Source organism: Faecalibacterium sp. PGM34 (assembly GCF_054456555.1).
In genome coordinates this window covers 1,686,674-1,709,277 of the sequence record NZ_CM136898.1, presented here as the reverse complement: position 1 = coordinate 1,709,277, position 22,604 = coordinate 1,686,674, and the positions used below count along the sequence as shown (strand labels likewise).

The 22,604-nt window shown below is 60.5% G+C and carries 13 protein-coding genes; 9 read left to right on the top strand and 4 right to left on the bottom strand.

Annotation, left to right across the window (positions count from 1 at the left end; all coding sequences use genetic code 11):
* The first annotated feature begins 66 nt into the window (after positions 1–66).
* The 3 genes from ACXPUX_RS07960 to ACXPUX_RS07950 all read left to right on the top strand — a co-directional run bounded on the left by ACXPUX_RS07960 (position 67) and on the right by ACXPUX_RS07950 (position 3,564).
* Entirely contained in the window at positions 67–1,923 is a 1,857-nt protein-coding gene (locus ACXPUX_RS07960) for a glycoside hydrolase family 13 protein (RefSeq protein WP_458827834.1), read from the top strand.
* Positions 1,924–2,181: 258 nt separating this feature from the next.
* On the top strand, positions 2,182–2,643 hold the full coding sequence (locus ACXPUX_RS07955) for an NfeD family protein (RefSeq protein WP_458827833.1): 462 nt from the start codon (positions 2,182–2,184) through the stop codon (positions 2,641–2,643).
* A gap of 15 nt (positions 2,644–2,658) precedes the next feature.
* On the top strand, positions 2,659–3,564 hold the full coding sequence (locus tag ACXPUX_RS07950) for an SPFH domain-containing protein (protein WP_458827832.1): 906 nt from the start codon (positions 2,659–2,661) through the stop codon (positions 3,562–3,564).
* Positions 3,565–3,659: 95 nt separating this feature from the next.
* Here the strand turns inward: ACXPUX_RS07950 and ACXPUX_RS07945 are convergent, their stop codons facing one another.
* From ACXPUX_RS07945 to ACXPUX_RS07930, 4 genes are all read right to left on the bottom strand, one after another.
* Positions 3,660–4,058, bottom strand: a complete 399-nt coding sequence (locus tag ACXPUX_RS07945; protein ID WP_005923466.1) for a hypothetical protein — start codon at positions 4,056–4,058, stop codon at positions 3,660–3,662.
* Between the two features lie 34 nt (positions 4,059–4,092).
* Positions 4,093–5,379 carry a diaminopimelate decarboxylase gene (locus ACXPUX_RS07940; RefSeq protein WP_458827831.1) on the bottom strand — a complete coding sequence of 429 codons (1,287 nt, stop codon included), beginning with the start codon at positions 5,377–5,379 and terminating at the stop codon, positions 4,093–4,095.
* Positions 5,380–5,463: 84 nt separating this feature from the next.
* On the bottom strand, positions 5,464–7,362 hold the full coding sequence (locus tag ACXPUX_RS07935) for a polysaccharide biosynthesis protein (RefSeq protein ID WP_458827830.1): 1,899 nt from the start codon (positions 7,360–7,362) through the stop codon (positions 5,464–5,466).
* 150 nt (positions 7,363–7,512) lie between these two features.
* Positions 7,513–9,078 (bottom strand): oligosaccharide flippase family protein, encoded by a 1,566-nt coding sequence (locus ACXPUX_RS07930; RefSeq protein WP_458827829.1) that lies wholly within the window; start codon positions 9,076–9,078, stop codon positions 7,513–7,515.
* A 208-nt stretch (positions 9,079–9,286) separates the two neighbouring features.
* Between ACXPUX_RS07930 and ACXPUX_RS07925 the strand changes: the two genes are divergently transcribed.
* The 6 genes from ACXPUX_RS07925 (at position 9,287) to gltB (ending at position 22,600) form a co-directional block, all read left to right on the top strand.
* Entirely contained in the window at positions 9,287–10,120 is an 834-nt protein-coding gene (locus ACXPUX_RS07925; protein WP_015537868.1) for an Mrp/NBP35 family ATP-binding protein, read from the top strand.
* A gap of 393 nt (positions 10,121–10,513) precedes the next feature.
* Positions 10,514–11,866 (top strand): NADP-specific glutamate dehydrogenase, encoded by a 1,353-nt coding sequence (gene gdhA, locus ACXPUX_RS07920; protein WP_458827828.1) that lies wholly within the window; start codon positions 10,514–10,516, stop codon positions 11,864–11,866.
* 113 nt (positions 11,867–11,979) lie between these two features.
* Positions 11,980–13,557 (top strand): hydroxylamine reductase, encoded by a 1,578-nt coding sequence (hcp, locus tag ACXPUX_RS07915; protein ID WP_303111918.1) that lies wholly within the window; start codon positions 11,980–11,982, stop codon positions 13,555–13,557.
* Positions 13,558–13,727: 170 nt separating this feature from the next.
* Complete coding sequence (locus ACXPUX_RS07910; protein ID WP_458827827.1) at positions 13,728–14,510, top strand: hypothetical protein; 783 nt, start codon at positions 13,728–13,730, stop codon at positions 14,508–14,510.
* Between the two features lie 334 nt (positions 14,511–14,844).
* Positions 14,845–17,721 (top strand): LPXTG cell wall anchor domain-containing protein, encoded by a 2,877-nt coding sequence (locus tag ACXPUX_RS07905; protein WP_458827825.1) that lies wholly within the window; start codon positions 14,845–14,847, stop codon positions 17,719–17,721.
* Positions 17,722–18,064: 343 nt separating this feature from the next.
* A complete protein-coding gene (gltB, locus tag ACXPUX_RS07900; RefSeq protein WP_458827824.1) occupies positions 18,065–22,600 on the top strand; it encodes a glutamate synthase large subunit in 4,536 nt (1,511 codons plus the stop codon).
* Positions 22,601–22,604: the final 4 nt, after the last annotated feature.

The following is a 22,604-nucleotide window of genomic DNA, read 5'->3' as shown; positions in this document are numbered from 1 at the left end:
TGTAAAACCGCAAAGCCCCGGTGGCGTTTCGCCCGCCGGGGCTTTTTTGAGAAAGGACGATCTTTTTTGTCTTGTCTGTTCAACAGCTACGACCCCTACTTTAAACAGCCCTTTGGTGCCGTGCGCGCCGGGCAGACTGTGCACCTGACCCTGTGCATCCCCGAGGAGCTGGGCTATGTGGATCCGCACCTTGTACTGCAAAAAGAGGGCAAATACGATGTGCCCGTGCACTACCGCATGAAATTTGACGGTCAGACCCCCCACCAGAACCATTTTTCGGTGGACGTCGTGCTGGGCGACCCGGGCTTATACTTCTATTACTTTGATCTGTATACCGACTTCCGCCGCATCGTGCGCGGGGCCGACAACTGCGGCGTGGTCAGCTGGCAGCAGGGCGAAAGCTGGCAGATCACGGTCTACGAGCCGGATTTCCAGACGCCGGAGTGCATCAAGGGCAAGGTGTTCTACCAGATCTTCCCGGACCGGTTCTGTGAGGGCATTGAGAACAAGCCTATGCCCTTCCCGGACCGGCTGTATCAGGCCGACAAGCACGCCGAACCCTTCTGGCAGCCCAACGAGACCGGCGGCCACCTGAACGAGGACTATTTCGGCGGTGATTTAGAAGGCATCCGCATCAAGCTCCCCTACCTGCGGGAGATGGGCGTGGATTACCTGTACCTGAACCCCATCTTTGAGGCACACTCCAACCACCGCTACAACACCGCCGACTACCTGAACGTGGATCCGCTGCTGGGCACTAACGAAGAGTTTGAGGTGCTCTGCCGCGAGGCCGCCAAGTACGGCATCGGCATCGTGCTGGACGGCGTGTTCAGCCATACCGGCTCCGACAGCCGGTACTTCAACCGCGAGGGACGCTACGGCGAGGGCGGCGCTTACCGCGACCCCAACTCCCCTTACCGCAGCTGGTACGATTTTGACCCCAAATACAAGGGCGGCTACCGCAGCTGGTGGGGCTTCGAGACCCTGCCGGAGGTCAACGAGGAGACCCCCTCCTTTGTGGAGTTCATCACCGGCGAGGGCGGCGTCATCGACACATGGCTGCGCCGTGGTGCTGCCGGTTTCCGGCTGGATGTGGCCGACGAGCTGCCGGACGCGTTCATTGAGAAGATCCGCACCGCCGTTAAGCGGGTAAGCCCGGAGAAGTTTTTGCTGGGCGAGGTGTGGGAGGACGCCACCACCAAGTTTGGCTTCAATCGCCGCCGCACCTACCTGCTGGGCAAGGGGCTGGACAGCGTGATGAACTACCCCTTCAAGAACTCCGTGCTGGATTTTGTCAAGGGCAAGCCCGCCCAGCAGGCCGCCAATGAGATCCTTTCCATCTGCGAGCACTACCCTGCCCCGGCCATCAACACGGCGCTGAATTTCCTGTCCACCCACGACACCGAGCGTGCTCTGACCGTGATCGCGGACGAGCCCGCCAACGGACGCGGCCGGGAGTGGCAGAGCGGCCGCAGCGTGACCGGCGAGGCCTACGAGGAAGGGATGCTGCGCCTGCGCATGGCTTATGCCATCATCTACACGCTGCCCGGCGTGCCCTGCCTGTATTACGGCGACGAGATCGGGATGCAGGGCTACCGCGACCCCTTCAACCGCGCCTTCTTCTGCTGGGACAGCCACGAGGAGCGTCTGCGCCCGGTGCTGGCACAGCTGGCGCAGCTGCGCCACAGCTGCGAAGCCTTCCGCACCGGCGAGCTGCGGGTGCTGCGGGCTGAGGACGGCATCCTGCACTACCAGCGCATCGGCAAGGCTGAAACTGCGGAGATCATCGTGAACCGTTCTGAGCACATCATCGTGGAGCCGCTGGCTTCCGGCAAGCACACCGAGGTAAACCCCATGGGCTTCACCATCGTGGTGGAGGAAAACGGCCATAACCCCAACCACAGCTACTACGATATCCAGTGATGCCTGCGAGGCTGTAACCATTTAAATGCTCTCCGCTTGCGCTCTGAGCATCCACAGCGGAATTCGACTTTTTTTGCAAGTCGGGAGGCTCTGCGGAGCCTCCCGACTTACTTTTTTCACAGGGTGGGACGCAGTGATTTACGGGCTTTTTTTCTATTTTTGTCTATATTTTGTTTTCTGTGCAACGTTCCAGTAAAAAGCCCTTGACCTTCCCCCAAGGGGATGCCGTATAATAGCAGCATAAGGAGGTAACATACCATGCAGATCTCCCCCATTCTCTGGCTAGCTGCAGCCGTGGGCTTTCTGGCACTGGAGGCCAGCACCTTTAATATGACCTCCATCTGGTTTGCCATCGGCTCTGCCGCCGCATTGCTGTGCTGCGTGTTCACCGGGTCGTTCCGGGTGCAGGCGGTGGTCTTTCTGGTGGTAAGCATCCTGTGTCTGGCAGCCTTCCGCCCGTTGGCGGCAAAGCTGCGGCTCCAGCACACCGCCACCAACGGCGACCGCAATCTGGGACGGGAAGCCATCGTGCTTTCCCCTGTCACCGCCGAAGTCCCCGGCCGGGTGCGGCTGGACGGCGTGGACTGGAACGCCCGCTGCGCCACCCCCGGCGACACCCTTGAGCTCGGTGCGCTCTGCCGCGTTACCGAGATCCACAGCACCCTGCTCATCGTAGAGCCTGTTCTGACCGAAAGCCGCAACCCCCACACAACGACCTGACAAAGGAGATGTATTATGGTTCTATTTTTTGTCATCCTTGCGCTTGTTTTTGTTCTGGTGCTGGTCATTGTTTCCAACATCGTCATCGTGCCGCAGTCCAAGGTATATGTCATCGAGCGGCTGGGCAGCTACTCCGATACATGGTCTGCCGGCCTGCATGTCAAGATCCCCTTTATTGAGCGCATTGCCAAAAAGGTAAGCCTGAAGGAACAGGTGGCAGACTTTCCCCCTCAGCCCGTGATCACCCGCGATAACGTGACCATGCAGATCGACACGGTGGTGTTCTTTCAGGTCATGGACGCAAAGCTGTACACCTACGGTGTCAATCAGCCCATTGCCGCTATCGAGAGCCTTTCTGCCACTACCCTGCGCAACATCATTGGTGAGATGGAGCTGGATCACACCCTGACCAGCCGCGACGTCATCAACGGCAAGATCACCGCCATCCTTGACGAAGCCACCGACAAGTGGGGCATCAAGGTGAACCGCGTGGAGGTGAAGAACATCATCCCGCCGCGGGAAATTCAGGAAGCCATGGAAAAGCAGATGAAGGCTGAGCGCGAGAAGCGCGCTGTCATCCTGAAGGCAGACGGTGAAAAGCAGGCAGCCATCACCGCCGCCGAGGGCGAAAAGGAATCCGCCATCCTGCGCGCCGATGCCGTGAAGCAGCAGCGCATTCTGGAGGCCGAGGGCGAAGCACAGGCCATTCTGGCTGTGCAGAAAGCCAACGCCGATGCCATCCGTCTGCTGAACGAGGCCATGCCCAGCGACAAAGTGCTGGCTATCCGCAGCCTTGAGGCGCTGGCAAAGGTAGCCAATGGCAAGGCCACCAAGATCATCATCCCCTCTGAGCTGCAGAATCTGGGCGGCGTTGTGCCCAGCATCAAGGAGCTGATGACCGACCCGAAGGACGCTGAGTAAGCGTCCGCTTATCCAGTAAACTAAAACAGCTCCCGGTCACGTTAAGCGGCGTGACCGGGAGCTGTTCTTTTGCTATTTATGCTTTATCCGGGGGATCACTTTTCCCCTTTTTCCTCGTTCTCCTGTGCCTGCTGTTCGCGGCGCAGCTCTTTAATGCGCTTTTTCTCGCTCTGGACGTGGGGCCACGGCCAGGAAAAGCCCTCGTTCTGCTTGCACCAGCGGGTAAGGGGGTAGAAGGCAAAGGCCAAGCCAAAAATGTACAGCAGAGCGTACAGCAGGGCATCCAGCGTGATCAGGGCATCCAGTGCACCGATCACCGCCACAACGCAGCCTGCCTTTAAAAAGAACTGGCCGTTCTGGCGGCAGTATTCCTCAAAGTTTTCGGCCTTGACCGCCCTGCGCCCCTGATCGCCCCACACGCGGGGATTTTTCATCACCGAAAAACCGTAAAAGGCCATCATCAGGCCAAGGGTAAGCTGAAAGCCAAAAAACATGGGTCATACCTCTTTTTTATCAGGATAAAGGGGGTCAGTCCTCAAACAGGGGCTTCATAAAGGGCAAAAAGTCCAGCGTTGCAAAGTAATCGCGGGGGGTCTGGGCGCGGCGGATCAGCCGGTGAGAGCCATCCTCGCACAGCAGCACCTCGGCGCAGTGCAGCTTGCCGTTGTAGTTGTAGCCCATAGCGGAGCCGTGGGCACCGGTATCGTGGATGTAAAGGATGTCCCCGATGTCGATCTTGGGCAGCATCCGGTCGATGGCAAACTTGTCGTTGTTCTCGCACAGGCCGCCCACCACGTCGTACTTGTGGTCGCAGGGCTCGTTCTCCTTGCCCAGCACGGTGATGTGGTGGTAAGCGCCGTACATGGCGGGGCGCATCAGGTTTGCGGCGCAGGCGTCCAGACCGATGTACTCCTTATAGATGTGCTTTTCGTGGATGACGGTGGACACCAGTGCGCCGTAGGGGCCGGTGGTAAAGCGGCCCATCTCGCTGAAGATGGCTACATCGCCCATACCGGCAGGCACAAGGATCTCCTCAAACTTCTGGCGCACACCCTCGCCGATGGCCATGATGTCGTTCTCGGTCTGCTCCGGGCGGTACGGGATGCCCACGCCGCCGGACAGGTTGATGTAGCTGATATGCGCACCGGTAGCCTGCTGCACCCGGACAGCCAGCCGGAACAGGATGCCTGCCAGCTCCGGGTAGTAGGCGTCCGAGATGGTGTTGGAGGCAAGGAAGGCATGGATGCCGAACTGTTTTGCGCCCTTCTGCATCAGCTTTTTGTAGCTGTCGATCATCTGCTGCTCGGTCATGCCGTACTTGGCATCGCCGGGCTTGTCCATGACCTGAAAGCCCTCTTCGCTCTCGCCCAGCTGGAAGGTTCCGCCGGGGTTATAGCGGCAGAAGATCTCCTGCGGCACACCGGCCACCCGCTCCAGAAACTCCACCATAGTGGCGTCGTCCAGATTGATGTAGGCGCCCAGCTCGTAGGCCTTCTGCATATCCTCCACGGGGGTCTGGTTGGAGGAGAACATAATGTCGTGGCCGGTAAAGCCGCAGGCCTCGCTGAGCATCAGCTCGGTCAGGGAGGAGCAGTCCACGCCGCAGCCCTCCTCCTTGAGGATCTGCAGGATAACGGGATTCGGCAGTGCCTTGACCGCAAAATACTCCTTGAATCCCTTGTTCCAGCTGAAGGCCTTGTTGATGCGGCGGACATTCTCCCGGATGCCCTTTTCGTCGTAGACGTGGAACGGCGTGGGCACATCCTCGATGATCTGCTGTGCCATCGCCTCGGTCAGAAACGGTTTCTTTTCCATAATAACATCCCTCTCGTTTTGCACAGGCCGGCATGTTCCGGTCTGCGGTCTATTCCATGCGGCCCAGTGCCGCAGTTCAAGCTGTTACAGTTTCAGGTTCTCCCGGGTGGGGGTAAAGGTGGGGATCATAGCCGCCAGCTGGCGCACCACGCCCTCATCGTTGTGGGCAGCAGCGGCTTCCAGCGCCTGCAGCTGCCCGTAAAACTCGGCCAGATCAATGGTGCGGGGGCTTGCCACAAAGATCTTGTTGTGCTGGGTGCGGCGCATCTTGTCCTGCTCCTCGTCCATCATCAGCTCTTCGTAAAGCTTTTCGCCGGGGCGCAGACCCACGATCTTGATCTCCATATTCACGCCCGGCTCGTAGCCGTAAAAGCGGATGAGCTGCTTGGCAAGGTCCATAATGCGCACCGGCTCGCCCATATCCAGCACATAGATATTGCCGCTTTCTGCCAATGCACCCGCCTGCAGCACCAGCTGGGCTGCCTCCGGGATGGTCATAAAATAGCGCACGATGTTGGGGTCGGTCAGGGTGACCTGCCCGCCCTTTTTGATCTGGGCTTCAAACAGCGGGATGACGCTGCCGTGGCTGCCCAGCACGTTGCCGAACCGCACCGCCACGCACTTCATATCCGTGTTGCCCGCAAAGGTCTGGATAAGCATCTCGCAGATGCGCTTGGTGCAGCCCATGACGCTGGTGGGGTTCACGGCCTTATCGGTGGAAAGCTGCACAAAACGCTCCACCCCGTGCTCGCTGGCGCTGACCAGCAGATTTTTGGTGCCCAGCACGTTGTTCTTTACGGCTTCGGCGGGGCTTACCTCCATCAGCGGAACGTGCTTGTGCGCCGCTGCGTGGAACACCACCGTGGGGTGATAGGTATCAAAAACCTCGTCCAAGCGCTTTTTATCCCGGATAGAGCCGATGAGCACCGTGACCGGGATATCGCGGCCGTACTTCTGCTGCAGTTCCATCTGCAGCTCGTAGGCGCAGTTTTCGTAGATATCAAAGATGAGCAGCTTGCCGGGCTTGAAGCGCATGACCTGACGGCACAGCTCACTGCCGATGGAGCCGCCGCCGCCCGTTACCAGCACCGTTTTGCCGGTAAGGTAGCCGGAAATTTTATCGGTATCCAGCGTGACCTCCTCACGGGAGAGGAAGTCGGCGGGGTTCAGCTCGCGGAACACCTCCTGCTGGGGTGCACCGCTGCCCACCAGCTGCGGGTCGCTGAGCACCTGTACCGCGCAGTGGGTGCTGACGCACAGGTCGATGACGTGGCTCAGGCGGCTGCCCTTTAAGGTAGGGATGGCAATGATGATGCTGTGGATGCCATAGCGATTGCACAGCTCCGGGATATCCTCCAGCGTGCCCTTGACCGGTACGCCGTGGATGGTCTGGTTCAGCTTTGCGGGGTCATCGTCCACCGCAACCACGGCGTGGCCGTATTCCTTGTTGGATTTGCACACGTTGATGGCCCACGCACCGGCTTCGCCCGCGCCCACGATCATCACCGGGCGGTTGGGGTCCTTGGCGGGCACGCGGCGCAGCCGCTCACCAAGCGGGTGGTTCAAAAACAGCCGCCATGCCAAGCGGCTGCCGCCGATGAGCAAAAGGATGAGCACGGCGGCCATGCAGTTGGCGGAATTAAACAGCACACCGTGGATAAAGCAGCGGTTTACCACATACACCACGGCGGTGGGCACGGCGATCATCCCGGCAAGACGGATCAGATCCCGCTCGCCGGCGTACTTCCACAGCACCGAGTACAGCCCGCCCGCCAGAAAGCAGACGATATACACCGCCACGATCCACGGCAGATTTTCGTACAACAGGGCGCGGTTATGGGGCCACCACACGGCCTCTACGGCACCGTCTGCCCGCAGCAGCAGGGCAAAATAAAAGCTGAATGCCACAATGGCTGCATCCAGCAGCACCAGCAGCGCACGGCGCAGCAGCACCTGCGGGGTATTCTTGGTTCTATCTTTCACTTACGATCCTCTTTTTCCCTCTCAGCGCCGGACGTTTTGCTCCCTGCGCTGCTTTTTCGACAGTGTTCCCCGGCTGTACCGGAAGGATACAGCTACACGTTTGTATTATACTCACAATCCCCGCCTGTGTCCAGAAAATTTACGTTTTTATCACTTTCCCTTGTTTTTCCCGGTCTTTGCCTGCCGCAGCAGTGCCCGCACTTCCTCCCAAAGCCCCAGCGGCAGCGCCGCCAGCAAAAACACGGCAGCAGTCACCATGCCGCCCGCCGTCAGCACTGCAAGCTGTTCCCACAGCCCCTGTGCCGGAAAACCCGCCAGCGCCCGGCGCACGCTCCGCCCTGCCGCACCGGCTGCGACAGCGGCCAGCAGCGGCGCACCCAGCCAGCGGCGGAAGGCGTGCCCTGTGCCGCTGGAAAGCAGCAGACGCCCGGTGTTGGCTGCGCAGGTGTACAGGCTGGAAAGCAAGATCACCGCCAGAAAGCCCCGCATCCCGTACCGGGGCAGCAGCACCGCCACCCCGCCAATGCGCAGCACGGCGTCCCACACACTGTACCGGAAAGCGGCCTTTTGCTCCCCGATGCCCTTCATTGCCCCGTCCACCATGCTTTCCAGGTACATCAGCGGCATGGCCGGAGCAAGGGTCTCCAGATAGAACCCCGCCTCCGGGCTATGGTAGAGCAGCTGTGCCAGCGGCCTGCCCCACACCCAGAACAGCGTGCCCGCCAGCGCGGAGAAATATCCCGTGAGCCGCAGCATCCGGTCCAGCAGGGCGTTCAGCCGGGCGGTCTGCCCCTCGATATGCGCCTGCGTGATCTCCGGCATCAGCAAAACTGCCAGACTGCCCAGCAGCCCGAAGGGGAAATTGAGCAGCGGCAGCGCCATGCCCTTTAAGGTGCCGTACTGCTCCAGCGCGGCGGTGCGCCCGCCGGAGGCCGCCAGATATACCGCAAGGCAGGCGGGCACCAGCATATTCTCGGCGGTGTGCAGCGCGCTGGAAAGCGCCCTGCCGCCCTCCACCGGCCACAGGATGTCCCACAGCCGCCGGGACGCCTCCCTTGGCGGGCGCGGCGCTGTGCTGCCGAAGCAGCGTGCCGCCTCCCGCCGGTAAAACAGCGCCATCAGGGCGGTGGATACGGCCTCGCTCAGGGCGGTAGCCGCCAGTACCAGTGCGCAGCGGCTGCCGTCCGGCCAGCCCTGCGTGCGGGATAGCGCCCACACCACCGCAGCAATGCGCACCGTCTGCTCTGCCAGCTGGCTGAGCACGTTGGGCTCTACCCGCCGCCGCGCCAGAAAAAAGCCGCGCAGCACCGCAGAGATAGCCATCCATGGCAGTCCCAGCGCCGAGGTGCGTAGCGCGGCAGCGGCGCGGATATCCCCCAGCCACCACTTTGCCGCAAGGCCTGCGGTGGCAAGCTGGGCGGCCATGGCAAGCCCGCCCAGCCCAAGCCCTGCCAGCACCAGCCGCACCAGCATCCCGCGCGCAGCGGCCTTGTCCCGGCTGAGCTCCTCGGTCAGCAGCCGGGTAGCCGCCACCGAGATGCCCGCCGTGGCCAGCGTGACGAACAGCCCGTACACCGCCAGCACCAGCTGGTATAATCCCATGCCCGCCCCGCCCAAGGCGTTTGCCAGCCAGATGCGCAGCCCCATGCCTGCCAGCCGCAGCATGACGTCCGAGCCGGTAAGCAGCACCGCATTTTTAAAGTAGTTCTGCCGCACCCTGCACCTCCCCCTGCCCCGGAACGGGCGTTCACGGTTCAGCCTATGCAGCGGCTTTGCAAAACATGAGCGGTGCTATGGGTTGTTTCTGCGCACTTTTTATGGTATAGTTAACAGTGGTCAGGCAGGGCGCAAGCCCCCGCCTGTATTTTGAGCAAGGAGGAAGCGCACCGCCCGGGTCCTGCCCCTGCCGTGCGCGACAAAGAGAATGAGTGAAGAATGTACCCATGACTGCTCTAATTGCAGTGCAGCCTGTTCTTCCCGCGATGCCGCTCCGCAGCACGATGCCCCCAACCCCAACAGCAGTGTAAAAAAGGTCATCGGCGTTGTTTCCGGCAAGGGCGGCGTGGGCAAGAGCATGACCAGCGCCCTGCTGGCCTGTGCCATGGCTCGCCGCGGCTACCACTGCGGCATTCTGGATGCCGATATCACCGGCCCGTCCATCCCCAAGCTGTTCGGCATTCACGGCCGTGCCATGGCGGACGACAAAGGCTGCTGGCCTATCCAGAGCCGCATGGGCATTGATGTGATGAGCATCAACCTGCTGGTGGAGAACGAGGAGGACCCCGTTGTGTGGCGCGGCCCGGTCATTGCCGGTGCGGTCAAGCAGTTCTGGACCGATGTGGTCTGGAAGGACGTGGATTTCCTGTTCGTGGATATGCCCCCGGGCACCGGTGATGTGCCCCTGACCGTGTTCCAGAGCCTGCCGGTGGACGGCATCGTTGTGGTGGCAAGCCCGCAGGAGCTGGTAAGCATGATCGTGGCAAAGGCCGTGAACATGGCCGAGATGATGAAGGTGCCCATGCTGGGCATCGTGGAGAACATGAGCTACATCGTCTGCCCGGACTGCGGCAAGCACATCAACGTGTTTGGCAACAGCCATGTGGACGAGGTTGCCGCAAAGCATCATCTGCCCGTGCTGGCCAAATGCCCCATCGACCCCAAGCTGGCCGAGCTTTCCGATGCCGGTATGATCGAGACCTACGGCGGCGAGTTTTTGGAAGGCGCAGCAGACGCCTGCGAAAAGCTGCTGAAGAAGTAATGCACCCTGCCCTGTGCCCGCTGTGACACAGGGCTTTTTGCTTACCAAAGCCCGCTGCCGCGCAAAAGGCATTCTTTTCCGTACAGCTTTGGGGCGGCAGCGCACTTTAAAAAACAAGGTTCACGGCGCATTCCGGCTTTTAATTTTCGTTTTGTGAAGCAGCTGTGACTTTTTATCTGTTTTTTTAAACAAATTCTGCTTTTTGCTATTGTAAAACCCACCGCAAAGCTTTATAATAGTAAAGTAAGCATTGCCCGCTTGTGCGGGCGTGCCGTGCAAGCATGGAGAACCGGAAGCGCCCGGCATCTGCAAGGATATGCCCGTTGTGCGGCGGGCAAAGGCATTTCCGCTTTTTCAAATTTATAGAGTAATTGGGAAAAGGAGTATTCTATTATGCTGACGAATGAATACCTGAAGCGTGTTTACGAGGGTCTGGAAAAGCGCAACGCCAACGAGCCCGAGTTTTTGCAGGCTGTGCGCGAGGTGCTGGAGAGCATCCAGCCCGTTGTGGAAAAGCACCCCGAGTACGAGAAGGCCGGTCTGATCGAGCGCATGGTGGAGCCGGAGCGCATCATCACCTTCCGTGTGCCTTGGGTGGACGATGCCGGTAAGGTGCAGGTGAACCGCGGCTACCGCGTGCAGTTCAACAGCGCCATCGGCCCCTACAAGGGCGGCCTGCGCTTCCATCCCTCTGTCAATCAGGGCATCCTGAAGTTCCTGGGCTTTGAGCAGATCTTCAAGAACAGCCTGACCACCCTGCCCATGGGCGGCGGCAAGGGCGGCTCTGACTTTGACCCCCACGGCAAGAGCGACATGGAAGTGATGCGCTTCTGCCAGAGCTTTATGACCGAGCTGTACCGCCACATCGGCCAGTTCGTGGACTGCCCCGCCGGTGATATCGGTGTCGGCGGCCGCGAGGTCGGCTATATGTTCGGCCAGTACAAGCGCCTGACCAACAGCTTCCAGGGCGGCATGCTCACCGGCAAGGGCCTGACCTTCGGCGGTTCTCTGGCTCGTACCGAGGCTACCGGCTACGGCCTGTGCTACTTCACCGCTGAGGCTCTGAAGTGCATGCGCAACGACAGCTTCGAGGGCAAGACCGTGGTCATCTCCGGCTCCGGCAACGTGGCTATCTATGCCTGCGAGAAGGCAACCCAGCTGGGTGCCAAGGTGGTCACCATGTCCGACTCCAACGGCTACGTCTACGACCCCAACGGCATCGATCTGGCTTACGTCAAGGATCTGAAGGAAGTGCGCCGCGGCCGTATCAAGGAGTACGCCGAGACCCACGCCGGTGCAACCTATGTGGCTGATTGCAGCAAGGTCTGGACTGTCCCCTGTGACATCGCCCTGCCCTGCGCTACCCAGAACGAGATCAACAAGGAGTCTGCCGAGGCTCTGGTAAAGGGCGGCTGCACCGTGGTTTGCGAGGGCGCTAACATGCCCAGCACCCCGGAGGCTATCGAGGTCTACCTGTCCAACGGCATCCTGTACGGACCCGCCAAGGCTTCCAACGCAGGCGGCGTGGCTACCTCCGGTCTGGAGATGAGCCAGAACTCCGAGCGCCTGAGCTGGAGCTTTGAGGAAGTGGATGCCAAGCTGAAGGGCATCATGGAGGGCATCTTCCACGCTTCCTACGACGCTTCTGTGGCTGCCGGTTCTGAGGGCAACCTGATGGTCGGTGCAAACTGCGCCGGCTTCCTGAAGGTTGCTACCGCCATGATGGCACAGGGCATCACCTACTAAGTCATACTGCATCGTCCAAGAGCCGCGCCCGCAGGGGTGCGGCTCTTTTTGGGTATAACCCCGCCCCGCTCTGCCCACACTGGCAGTATCTTATGGCAGAAAGGGAGCTTTGTATGGACGAGCAGATGTTTTGTTTTCAGTGTGAGCAGGCGGCGGGCTGCACCGCCTGCACCGGCGCAGCGGGGGTGTGCGGCAAGTCGGCCGAGACAGCCGCCGCACAGGACCGGCTCACCGGGGCGCTCATCGCGTTTGCCGGGCAGCTCATCGCGGCGGGGCGCGGCCCGGCCCCGGAACAGGCCCGGCTGCTGATGCAGGGGCTGTTCACCACCATTACCAACGTGAACTTTGACCCCGCCGCCGTGGACGCGCTGACCCGCCGGGTGCACGACGCCAGCCCCGGCACCGGCCCGGACTACGACATGCAGGCCCTCTGGCGGGAACCGGACGCCGACCGGCGCAGCCTGAAATGCTTTGTACTGTTCAGCCTGCGGGGCATGGCCGCCTACAACTACCACGCCCGGGTGCTGGGCCGCATCGACCCGGAGCTGGACCGGTTCTTCTGTACCGCCCTGCAGGCCGTGGGCGACCCCGGCCAGACCACCGACGCCCTGTGGCAGCTGGTGCAGGCCACAGGAGAAGCCAGCTACCGCTGCATGGAGCTGCTGGACGCGGCCAACACCGGCGCGTTTGGCGATCCGGAACCGGTGCAGGTGCCCCTGACCATTGAAAAGGGGCCGTTCATCGTGATTTCCGGCCACGACCTCTACGACGCACAGCAGCTGCTGGAGCAAACCGCAGGCCGGGGCGTCAACGTCTACACCCACTCGGAGATGCTGCCCGCCCACGGCTACCCGGAGCTGAAGCGCCGCTACCCCCACCTCAAGGGCAACTTTGGCACCGCATGGCAGAACCAGCAGCGGGAGTTCGAGGACATCCCTGCGCCCATCCTGTTCACCACCAACTGCATCATGCCCCTGCGCGCCAGCTACGCCGACCGGGTGTTCACCACCTCGGTGGTGGCTTACCCCGGCGTGCCCCACATCGATGAAGGGCGCGACTTTTCCCCGGTGATCGAAAAGGCGCTGGAGCTGGGCGGCTACGCGCAGGACACCCTGCTGCCCGGCCTGAACGGCGGCTCCACGGTGACCACCGGTTTTGCCCGCACCGCCGTGCTGCAGCACGCGGACGAGATCGTGCAGGCGGTGCGGGACGGTAAGCTGCGGCACTTCTTTCTGGTGGGCGGCTGCGACGGCACCCGGCCCAGCCGCCGCTACTACACCGAGTTTGCCCGCCTTACCCCGCCCGACACCATCCTGCTGACCCTGGCCTGCGGCAAGTTCCGCCTGAACGACCTGCCCCTTGGCACCGTGCCGGGCACCGGCCTGCCCCGCATCCTGGACGTGGGCCAGTGCAACGACGCCTACAGCGCCATCCGCATCGCATTGGCGCTGGCCGACGCCTTTGGCTGCGGCGTCAACGACCTGCCCCTCTCGCTGGTGCTGTGCTGGTTTGAGCAGAAGGCCGTGTGCATCCTCATCGCGCTGCTGGCGCTGGGCATCCGGAACATCCGGCTGGGGCCTACCCTGCCCCCGTTCCTCTCGCCGGGGGTGGTGCGCACTCTGCAGGAACGGTACGGCCTCAAGCCCATTGCCACCCCGGAAGCCGACCTGCGGGCCATTCTGGGCGGGTGAGGTTTCGTTTGGTTATTTTGCAACAAACCCGCAATTCAAAATTAGCGATTCTGCCCAAGGAATTTTTCCGGTTTTTATTCACTCCACCAAAAAATGGCGGTGGGGCTTGCATTCCATCCCCGCCATGCATGTTATAATAGTATGAATTCTTATGAAAGGGGGACAAGGCTATGAAGTGCAGAATGTTTGCGCTCTCGCTGGCACTGGGTGCCCTGCTTTGTCTCGCCCCGTCGGCCGCCGCGCTGGAACCCCAGCCGGAGGTCCCCGCCCCGGACACTGCTGCCGCATCGCAGACCGACACCCCCGCCGCTCCCGCTGAGGAAGCCGCGCCGGACGCCGCTGAGCCCGCCGGGCAGGCCCTGACCGAAGAAGTAACCAAAGAAGTGACTGTGACCGTGGAGGTGCCCATCCTGCCGGAGAAGCCGCCCATCCAGATCAGCTACACCACCCCGGAAGAGATCGGGTTTGCCTGGGAGGAGGATGGCCTGGAGCTGGAAGTGGCCGAGGTACTGCCGGTGGAAGAGATCTCTCTGGCCCCGGACCCCGACGCAGACGCCTCCGCCCCGGAAGCCCCGGCTGACTCTGACGACACCAACGGCACCGAAGCTGCCGCCGCATCCGACGCCCCGGCTCAGGCTCCCCACACGGAAGCGCCCGCCGCCGCACAGCCCGCTGCCCCGGCAGTGCCCACCCTGCCCCAGACCGGCACCACCGGCTGGGCCGCCGCCGTACTGGCTGCCTTTGGCACCGGCCTGCTGGCCGCCGGGCAGCGCCTGACCCGCAAAGCGTTCCTGAGTTCTGAGTGTTCCGCATCACTCAGGGCATATTCCTCCAAACCGCCGTACCCGCGTGCACAACGCCGGGTGCGGCGGTTTTGGTTGTGCGGGACCCTCTCCGTCATTGCAGCCCCCACTGAGTGGGACCGTTTGGCAGTGCGGCAAGGTTTTTCATAGTTCCGGGGTGGGGAACTGCGGCGGGCCATTCGTCCGCTTTTTTGTGTTTGCAGTGCAACAAAAACGTTCCCGTCCGCAACAAATGTGCAATTCAAAAACTGTGAAAATCGTTCTTTTTTTCGTGCAATTTTGACGTTTTGGGGCCGATCTGTCCGTCAATCAGCCAAAATTTCCGTGCAGGCTTTTTTTCGTGCAATTTACCCCCTTGAAATTTTTGGAAAACGTATATAATATAGGATTATAAGGACTGCCCAGCGGGCGTCTATTTTGTGGCTGTAGGTTTCTGAAAAGTTGTGCGAGGAACACAGTCTCTAGTGAAGTGAGGATGACGATTATGAGAAAAAAGTCCAAGAAAAAGCAGATCGTTGCGATGACGCTGGCCCTTTCGGTGCTCAGCAGCTCGGTTGGCATGTGCGGTGCCTCCGCAGCCGAAGCCCTGCCCGACACGGATGACTCCGGCCTGCAGGTGACCGTTGTCCCGCTGGCCGACAGCAATGCGGACACCGACACCCCTGCGGATGACACCACGCCCAAAGAACAGCCTGTCGCTTCCACCGGTGACAACACCGACCAGCCCACCGATGGCGAGGGCGATGGTGACAATACCTCTTCTGACGATAAACCCACCATTGAGCGCCCGGAGCAGTCCGAGACCGTCGAGACCCTGCCCGGCACCGCCGAGGACAACAAGGACCACATCAAGGGCGAGGACAAGGACGACACCGAAGATAAGGGCGAGACCGGCGAGGAGACCCCCGGCACCGGCGATACTGACACCGGCGACACTGAGGAAAAGGGCGAGACCGGCGAGGAGACCCCCGACACCGGCGATACTGACACCGGCGACACGGAGGAAAAGGGCGAGGAAGGTTCCGGCTCTGAGGAGACCCCGGAGGAAAAGCCCGAAGAGACCCCCAAAGAGGATGACACCGACTGCAGCTGTGCCTATGACCCGGACACCGGTCACTTCAAGATCACCTTCAACATCAAAGAGGACGCTGAGGGTGACCAGACCGTTGAGCTGAGCAAGGTGCAGGAAGTCGTGGATAAATACGGCGAGAAGCAGTTCGACGAGTGGCTTCAGACTGATAAGGGTGCCAAGTGGATGGATGAAGCCCTGTGGTACGCACAGTACGGCGAGTCCAGCAAAAAGACCGTTGATTTTAACGGTGCATCTTACACGCTCTATGTCTACTACGATGAGAAAACGGATTCGGTCTGCCAGCGTGTTGCTTTCGCCAACGAGCCCGGTTGCACGACCATGTTTGATATTTCCCTGTCCAACGGCTCCAAGCATACTTATGTGTACAAGGACAACAGCCTGACTGTTGCCACCCCTGACGTGAGCAATACCGACAAAACTGGTGTCACTGGCTTTGATGGACAGGAACTGCCGAACGATTACGTTGGCAACACCAAGCTGCAGCTGAAATACAGCAAGACCGGTGAAGCCGGTTGTATGGAAAAGCTCGTGGAGGATGCCCTTCGAGAGTTCGACGATGATCACTATCTGAATCAGTATCTCGATACCGACGGCAATCCCACCACGAAGATTCAGGGTAAAGCCACTCTTGCTGCTGGCTCCGAGGTTATCACCAACAAAAAAGGCAGTTTTGTAAAAGTCACCTCCGCATCCGGAAAGGAATACTATTATAAGCTCGATTATGCAAACACTTCTCTGGTAAAAGAGGTCGACGGCAAAAAAGTTCTAGCTGATACTGTTCAAAACACTTCCATTCTTTATACAGAAAAGGGCACCAAAGATTCTGCCTTTGGTCACTATGACCGTGAGACTACGGATCTGATTGCTCTCCGCCCTGCTATTAAAAAGTATATGGAAGCCTATGGCTACGCTTCTTACGATGATTACATCCTCGACTACTACAAGAAGCCCAATGGCACAAAGTACGATAGCGTGGAAGAGCTGCTGCGGAACAACAAGGATGCACAGGCTTCCCTGCTCCACTCCGGCACTGCAATGCCCGGCAACAGCTACAAGGATCCCAATGGCCCTCTGGGCGATGCATCCAGCACCATGGATCCCGCCACCCTCTATGATAACTTCTACAAGAACATCCTGAGCTTCAAGGTGGGTGACCCGAAAAAGGTCGATACCGAGGCTGGCGGTAATGTTGACCACAATCACAGCCACGGCCAGTGGGCTGCCGACGGCACTCAGGAAACCATCGGCGATTACATGGCCGGCAAACTGAACGAGACCCCCGGTGCATGGGCAAAGGCCAACAGCTACTTCAATACCCTGCTGGCCAGCGGCCTGACCGCTGACGAAGCCACCTGGGCTGCATTCGCCATGGCCACCAACATCGACTTCCAGAACGCAGGCGACGACTACCAGAACACCGCATGGAACTGGTACGCCTCCATGGTGCTGAAGCAGGCCGATGGTACCCTGGACCTGACCAAGACCGACAAGGACACCGGCAAGACCATCGGTGACGAGGAGGGCGAGGGCCAGACCAGCTTCTACCTGTGGAAGTACGAGACCGACAAGGAAACCGGTGAAAAGGACACCATGTACTGCACCTATGTGGAGCCTACCTACACCACCAATGAGGATGGCGAACAGGTGCTGGAGAAGGACGGCTTCTACTGCTGGGTCAAGTACGACCCCACCAAGGACAAGCTGACCTACACCGTCACCACCACCAACGGCAAGCTGAACATCGACTATGCCCTGCTGGAAAACGTGGTGTACTACCTGCAGGAGGCCATCGCCCCCGACGGCTACGACATCGACCCGGAGATCTACGTCATCTGCGATGAGGAGTCCTACAAAGAGCTGGATGGCACCGAGGTGACCAACCCCGCTACCGGCGCTACCAGCAAGGTGACCGCAGACAGCTGGCTCGGCTCCATCCTCGGCGGCAAGACCCTGTCCATCAACTTCGTCAACACGGCCACCGTGCCCGATCCGGAACCCACGCCGGATCCGGACCCCGTGCCGCCCGTTGATCCGGATATCCCCGTGGACCCCGCCAACCCGGACAATCCCCCGGTGAAGGACGCTGACCCGGATGAGACCCCTGTGACCCCGGAGAACCCCGCCGTGCAGGACGCTGCCCCGGACGCCGCCGCCCTGCCCCAGACCGGCACTACCAGCTGGATGGCCGGTGTGCTGGCAAGCCTGGGCTCCCTGCTGCTGGCCTGCGGATGGTTCTTCACCCGCAAACAGTATTCCCCCAAGCACTGAGCAGCCCTGAACCGCAGGAATCTCCGCACTGACGCATAAGAACCGCCGCATCCTGTGCCTTGCAAAAGGCCGCCGGGTGCGGCGGTTTTGGTTGTGTGCCGCGCACAGCTGCGGGGGTTCGCGGCGTTTCGCACAAGAAGCGGTGCAAGTGTAGCATATTTGGTGCAGCTGTCACTTGAAGATTTTTCAGGAATCTGTATAATATCAGGTATCGGAACAAAGGCGTTCCGCAGGGGCATCCTATGCCCTTGCGGGGCGCTTTTTCTTTTTTGCAGGGGATCAAAAGCTGCGGAGGGTGCCGCAGCCCCCGGTAAGCAAACAAGTAAAAAGGATGGGAAAGACTATGGAAAACTTTACAGAGCAGAAAACCACCCTTGGTCTGTACGACCCACAGTTCGAGCACGATGCCTGCGGCATCGGCGCTGTGGTGGACATCAAGGGACGTAAAAGCCACCAGACGGTGGACGATGCACTGTCCATCGTGGAACGGCTGGAGCACCGTGCCGGTAAGGACGCCGAGGGCAAGACCGGCGACGGCGTGGGCATCCTGCTGCAGATCAGCCACAAGTTCTTCTCCAAGGTCGCCGAGGAGCTGAACATCCGGCTGGGCAACGAGCGGGAGTACGGCGTGGGTATGTTCTTCTTCCCCCAGAGCGAGCACCTGCGGGCACAGGCCATGAAGCTGTTCGAGGTGGTCACCCGCAAGGAGGGGCTGGAGTTTCTGGCATGGCGCGAAGTGCCCGTAGACCCCGATGCCGTGGGTCAGAAGGCGCGGGACTGCATGCCCGCCATCTGGCAGTGCTTCATCAAAAAGCCCGCCAAGGTAAGCAAGGGCATCGAGTTTGACCGCCGCCTGTACATCGTGCGCCGCGTGTTCGAGCAGGCCAGCAACGGCACCTATGTGCCCAGCCTGTCCAGCCGCACCATCGTGTACAAGGGTATGTTCCTTGTGCACGACCTGCGCCGCTTCTACGCCGACCTGCAGGACCCGGATTATGAATCCGCCATCGGCATGGTGCACAGCCGCTTTTCTACCAACACCAACCCCAGCTGGATGCGTGCACACCCCAACCGCTTCATCCTGCACAACGGCGAGATCAATACCATCAAGGGCAACACCGACGCCATGCTGGCGCGTGAGGAGAGCATCTCCAGCCCCATTTTGCAGGACGATATGAACAAGATCCTGCCCATCATCAACACCTCCGGTTCGGACTCCGCCATGCTGGATAACACTCTGGAGTTTATGGTGATGAACGGCATGGACCTGCCGCTGGCTGTGATGATCACCATCCCCGAGCCGTGGGAGAACAACAAGAACATCAGCCAGAAAAAGCGGGATTTCTACCAGTACTACGCCACCATGCTGGAGCCTTGGGACGGCCCCGCCGCCATCCTGTTCTCGGACGGCGACGTGATGGGCGCGGTGCTGGACCGCAACGGTCTGCGCCCCAGCCGCTATTACATCACCAAGGACGGCCGCATGATCCTGTCCTCTGAGGTGGGCGTGCTGGAATGCGACCCGGAGAATATTCTGGTCAAGGAGCGTCTGCGCCCCGGCAAGATGCTGCTGGTGGATACCGTCAAGGGCGAAGTGGTGGACGATGAGAAGCTGAAAGAGTTTTACGCCAGCCGCGAGCCCTACGGCGAGTGGATCGACCGCAATCTGGTGCAGCTGAGCGGGCTGAAGATCCCCAACGTGAAGGTGGAAAGCTACACCGGCGAGCAGCTGACCCGGCTGCAGAAGGTCTTCGGCTACAAGTACGAGGACGTGAACACCATGATCCTTGCCATGGCGCGGGCGGGCGCAGAGCCTTCCGGTGCCATGGGTACCGACACCCCGCTGGCTGTGCTCAGCAGCCAGCATCCCCCGCTGTTCAACTACTTCAAGCAGCGGTTTGCGCAGGTGACGAACCCGCCCATTGACGCCATCCGGGAAAAGGTGGTCACCTCCACCAGCGTTTACATCGGTGCCCACGGCAATCTGCTGGAGGATAAGCCCGAGAACTGCAAGGTGCTCAAGGTGCACAACCCCATCCTGACCAACACCGACCTTTTGAAGATCAAGTACATGAACGTGCCGGGCTTCAAGGTGGCTACGGTGTCCATCAATTACTATAAGAACACCAGTCTGGAAAAGGCCATCGACCGGGTATTTCTGGAGGTTGACCGCGCCTACAAGGAGGGTGCGAACATCATCATCCTGTCCGACCGTGATGTGGATGAATACCATGTGACCATCCCCAGCCTGCTGGCTGTTTCGGCAGTGTCCCAGTACCTCATCCGCACCAAAAAGAGCACCGCACTGGCACTGATTTTGGAGAGCGCCGAGCCCCGGGAGGTGCACCACTTTGCCACCCTGCTGGGCTACGGTGCCTGCGCCATCAACCCCTATCTGGCACACGAGACCATCGGACAGCTCATCGACGAAGGTCTGCTGGACAAGGACTACTACGCCGCTGTGCAGGACTACGACAACGCCATCCTCAGCGGCATCGTAAAAATTGCCTCCAAGATGGGCATTTCCACCATCCAGAGCTACCAGAGCAGCCAGATCTTTGAGGCTGTGGGCATCTCGAAGGAGGTCATCGACAAATACTTCACCGGCACGGTGAGCCGCGTGGGCGGCATCAGCATGGCAGACATTCAGGCCGATGTGGAGGCGCTGCACAACGCCGCCTTTGACCCGCTGGGACTGGATATCAACATGGAGCTGGCCGACAGCGGTGCCCACAAGTTCCGCAGCGGCAAGGAAGAGCACCTGTTCAACCCCCAGACCATCCACCTGTTCCAGAAGGCCTGCCGCACCGGCGATTACGCCACCTTCAAGCAGTTCACCCAGACGGTGGACAACATGGGTGCCGAGGGCGTGCATCTGCGCAGCCTGCTGGACTTCAACTACGCCGCAGATGGCGGCATCCCGCTGGAAGAGGTAGAGCCGGTCTCCAGCATCGTCAAGCGGTTCAAGGGCGCTGCCATGAGCTACGGCGCACTGAGCAGCGAAGCACACGAGACCATTGCCATCGCCCTGAACCGTCTGGGCGGCCGCAGCAATACCGGTGAGGGCGGCGAGCCCGAGGAGCGCTACCACAGCGAGAGCAATTCCAAGATCAAGCAGGTAGCTTCTGCCCGCTTTGGCGTGACCAGCAAGTATCTGGTCAGCGCCGAGGAGATCCAGATCAAGCTGGCGCAGGGCGCAAAGCCCGGCGAGGGCGGCAACCTGCCCGGCGCTAAGGTGTACCCGTGGATCGCCAAGACCCGCCACAGCACCACCGGCGTGGGTCTGATCTCTCCCCCGCCCCATCACGATATCTACTCCATCGAGGATCTGGCAGAGCTGATCTACGACCTGAAAAATGCCAACCGCAACGCCAACATCAACGTCAAGCTGGTCAGCGAGGCGGGTGTGGGCACCATTGCCGCCGGTGTTGCCAAGGGCGGTGCACAGGTCATTCTGGTGTCCGGCTATGACGGCGGCACCGGTGCTGCACCCCGCACCTCCATCAAGCACGCCGGTCTGCCTTGGGAGCTGGGCATCGCCGAGACCCACCAGACCCTGATCCTGAACGGTCTGCGCACCCGCGTGCGCATCGAGAGCGACTCCAAGCTGCTGTCCGGCCGGGATGTGGCCATCAGCTGCATGCTGGGCGCAGAGGAGTTCGGCTTCGGCACTACCCTGCTGATGGCTGAGGGCTGCGTGATGATGCGTGTGTGCAATCTGGACACCTGCCCCATGGGCATCTGCACCCAGAACCCCGAGCTGCGCAAGAACTTCAAGGGCAAGCCGGAGTACATCATCAACTACCTTACCTTTGTGGCCGAGGAGCTGCGGGAGTACATGGCAAAGCTGGGCGTGCGCACCGTGGACGAGCTGGTAGGCCGCACCGACCTGCTGCGGGTCAAGCCCGCTGCCCCCGGCAGCCGTGCAGCGGAGCTGGATCTGGACTGCATCCTGCACAACCCCGCCATTGCAAACAGCAACGTCCACTTTATCAAGGAGGACAGCTACGACTTCCATCTGGAAAACACGCTGGACATGAAGGTGCTGATGAAGAAGTTCAAGCTGGGCAGCAAGGCTCCCCAGAGCGTCAGCCTGAATGTTTCCAACGTGGATCGCGCCTTTGGTGCCATCTTTGGCAGCGAGATCACCCGCAAATACGGCAACGACCTGCCGGACGATGTGTATACCGTGCACTGCAACGGTGCAGGCGGCCAGAGCTTTGGTGCCTTTATCCCAAACGGCCTGACGCTGGAGCTGGTGGGCGACTGCAACGACTACATGGGCAAGGGTCTTTCCGGCGGCAAGATCATCGTGCGCCCGCCGCAGGGCATCGGCTTTAAGCCGGAAGAGAATATCATCACCGGCAACGTGGCGCTGTACGGCGCTACCAGCGGCAAGGCGTTCATCTCCGGCGTGGCCGGTGAGCGCTTCTGTGTGCGCAACAGCGGCGCTACCGCTGTTGTGGAGGGCGTAGGCGACCACGGCTGTGAGTACATGACCGGCGGCACTGTGGTGGTGCTGGGCCAGACCGGCAAGAACTTTGCAGCCGGTATGACCGGCGGCATTGCCTATGTGCTGGACGAAAACTGGGACTTCTACCAGCGGGTGAACAAGGAGACCGTCAGCCTTGAGCCGGTGGAGCACAAGTACGATGTTGCCACCCTGAAGGAGCTGATCCGCGCCCATGTGGAGGCCACCGGCTCTCCGCGCGGCAAGGAAATTTTGGATAATTTCAGTGCGTTCCTGCCCAAATTCAAAAAGGTGCTGCCTTACGATTACGACCGTATGCTGCGGGTCATCGCCTCGGTAGAGGAGCGTGGTCTGGACGGCGAGCAGGCACAGATCGAAGCATTCTATGCAGTGCAGAAGCATAAGTAAGGAG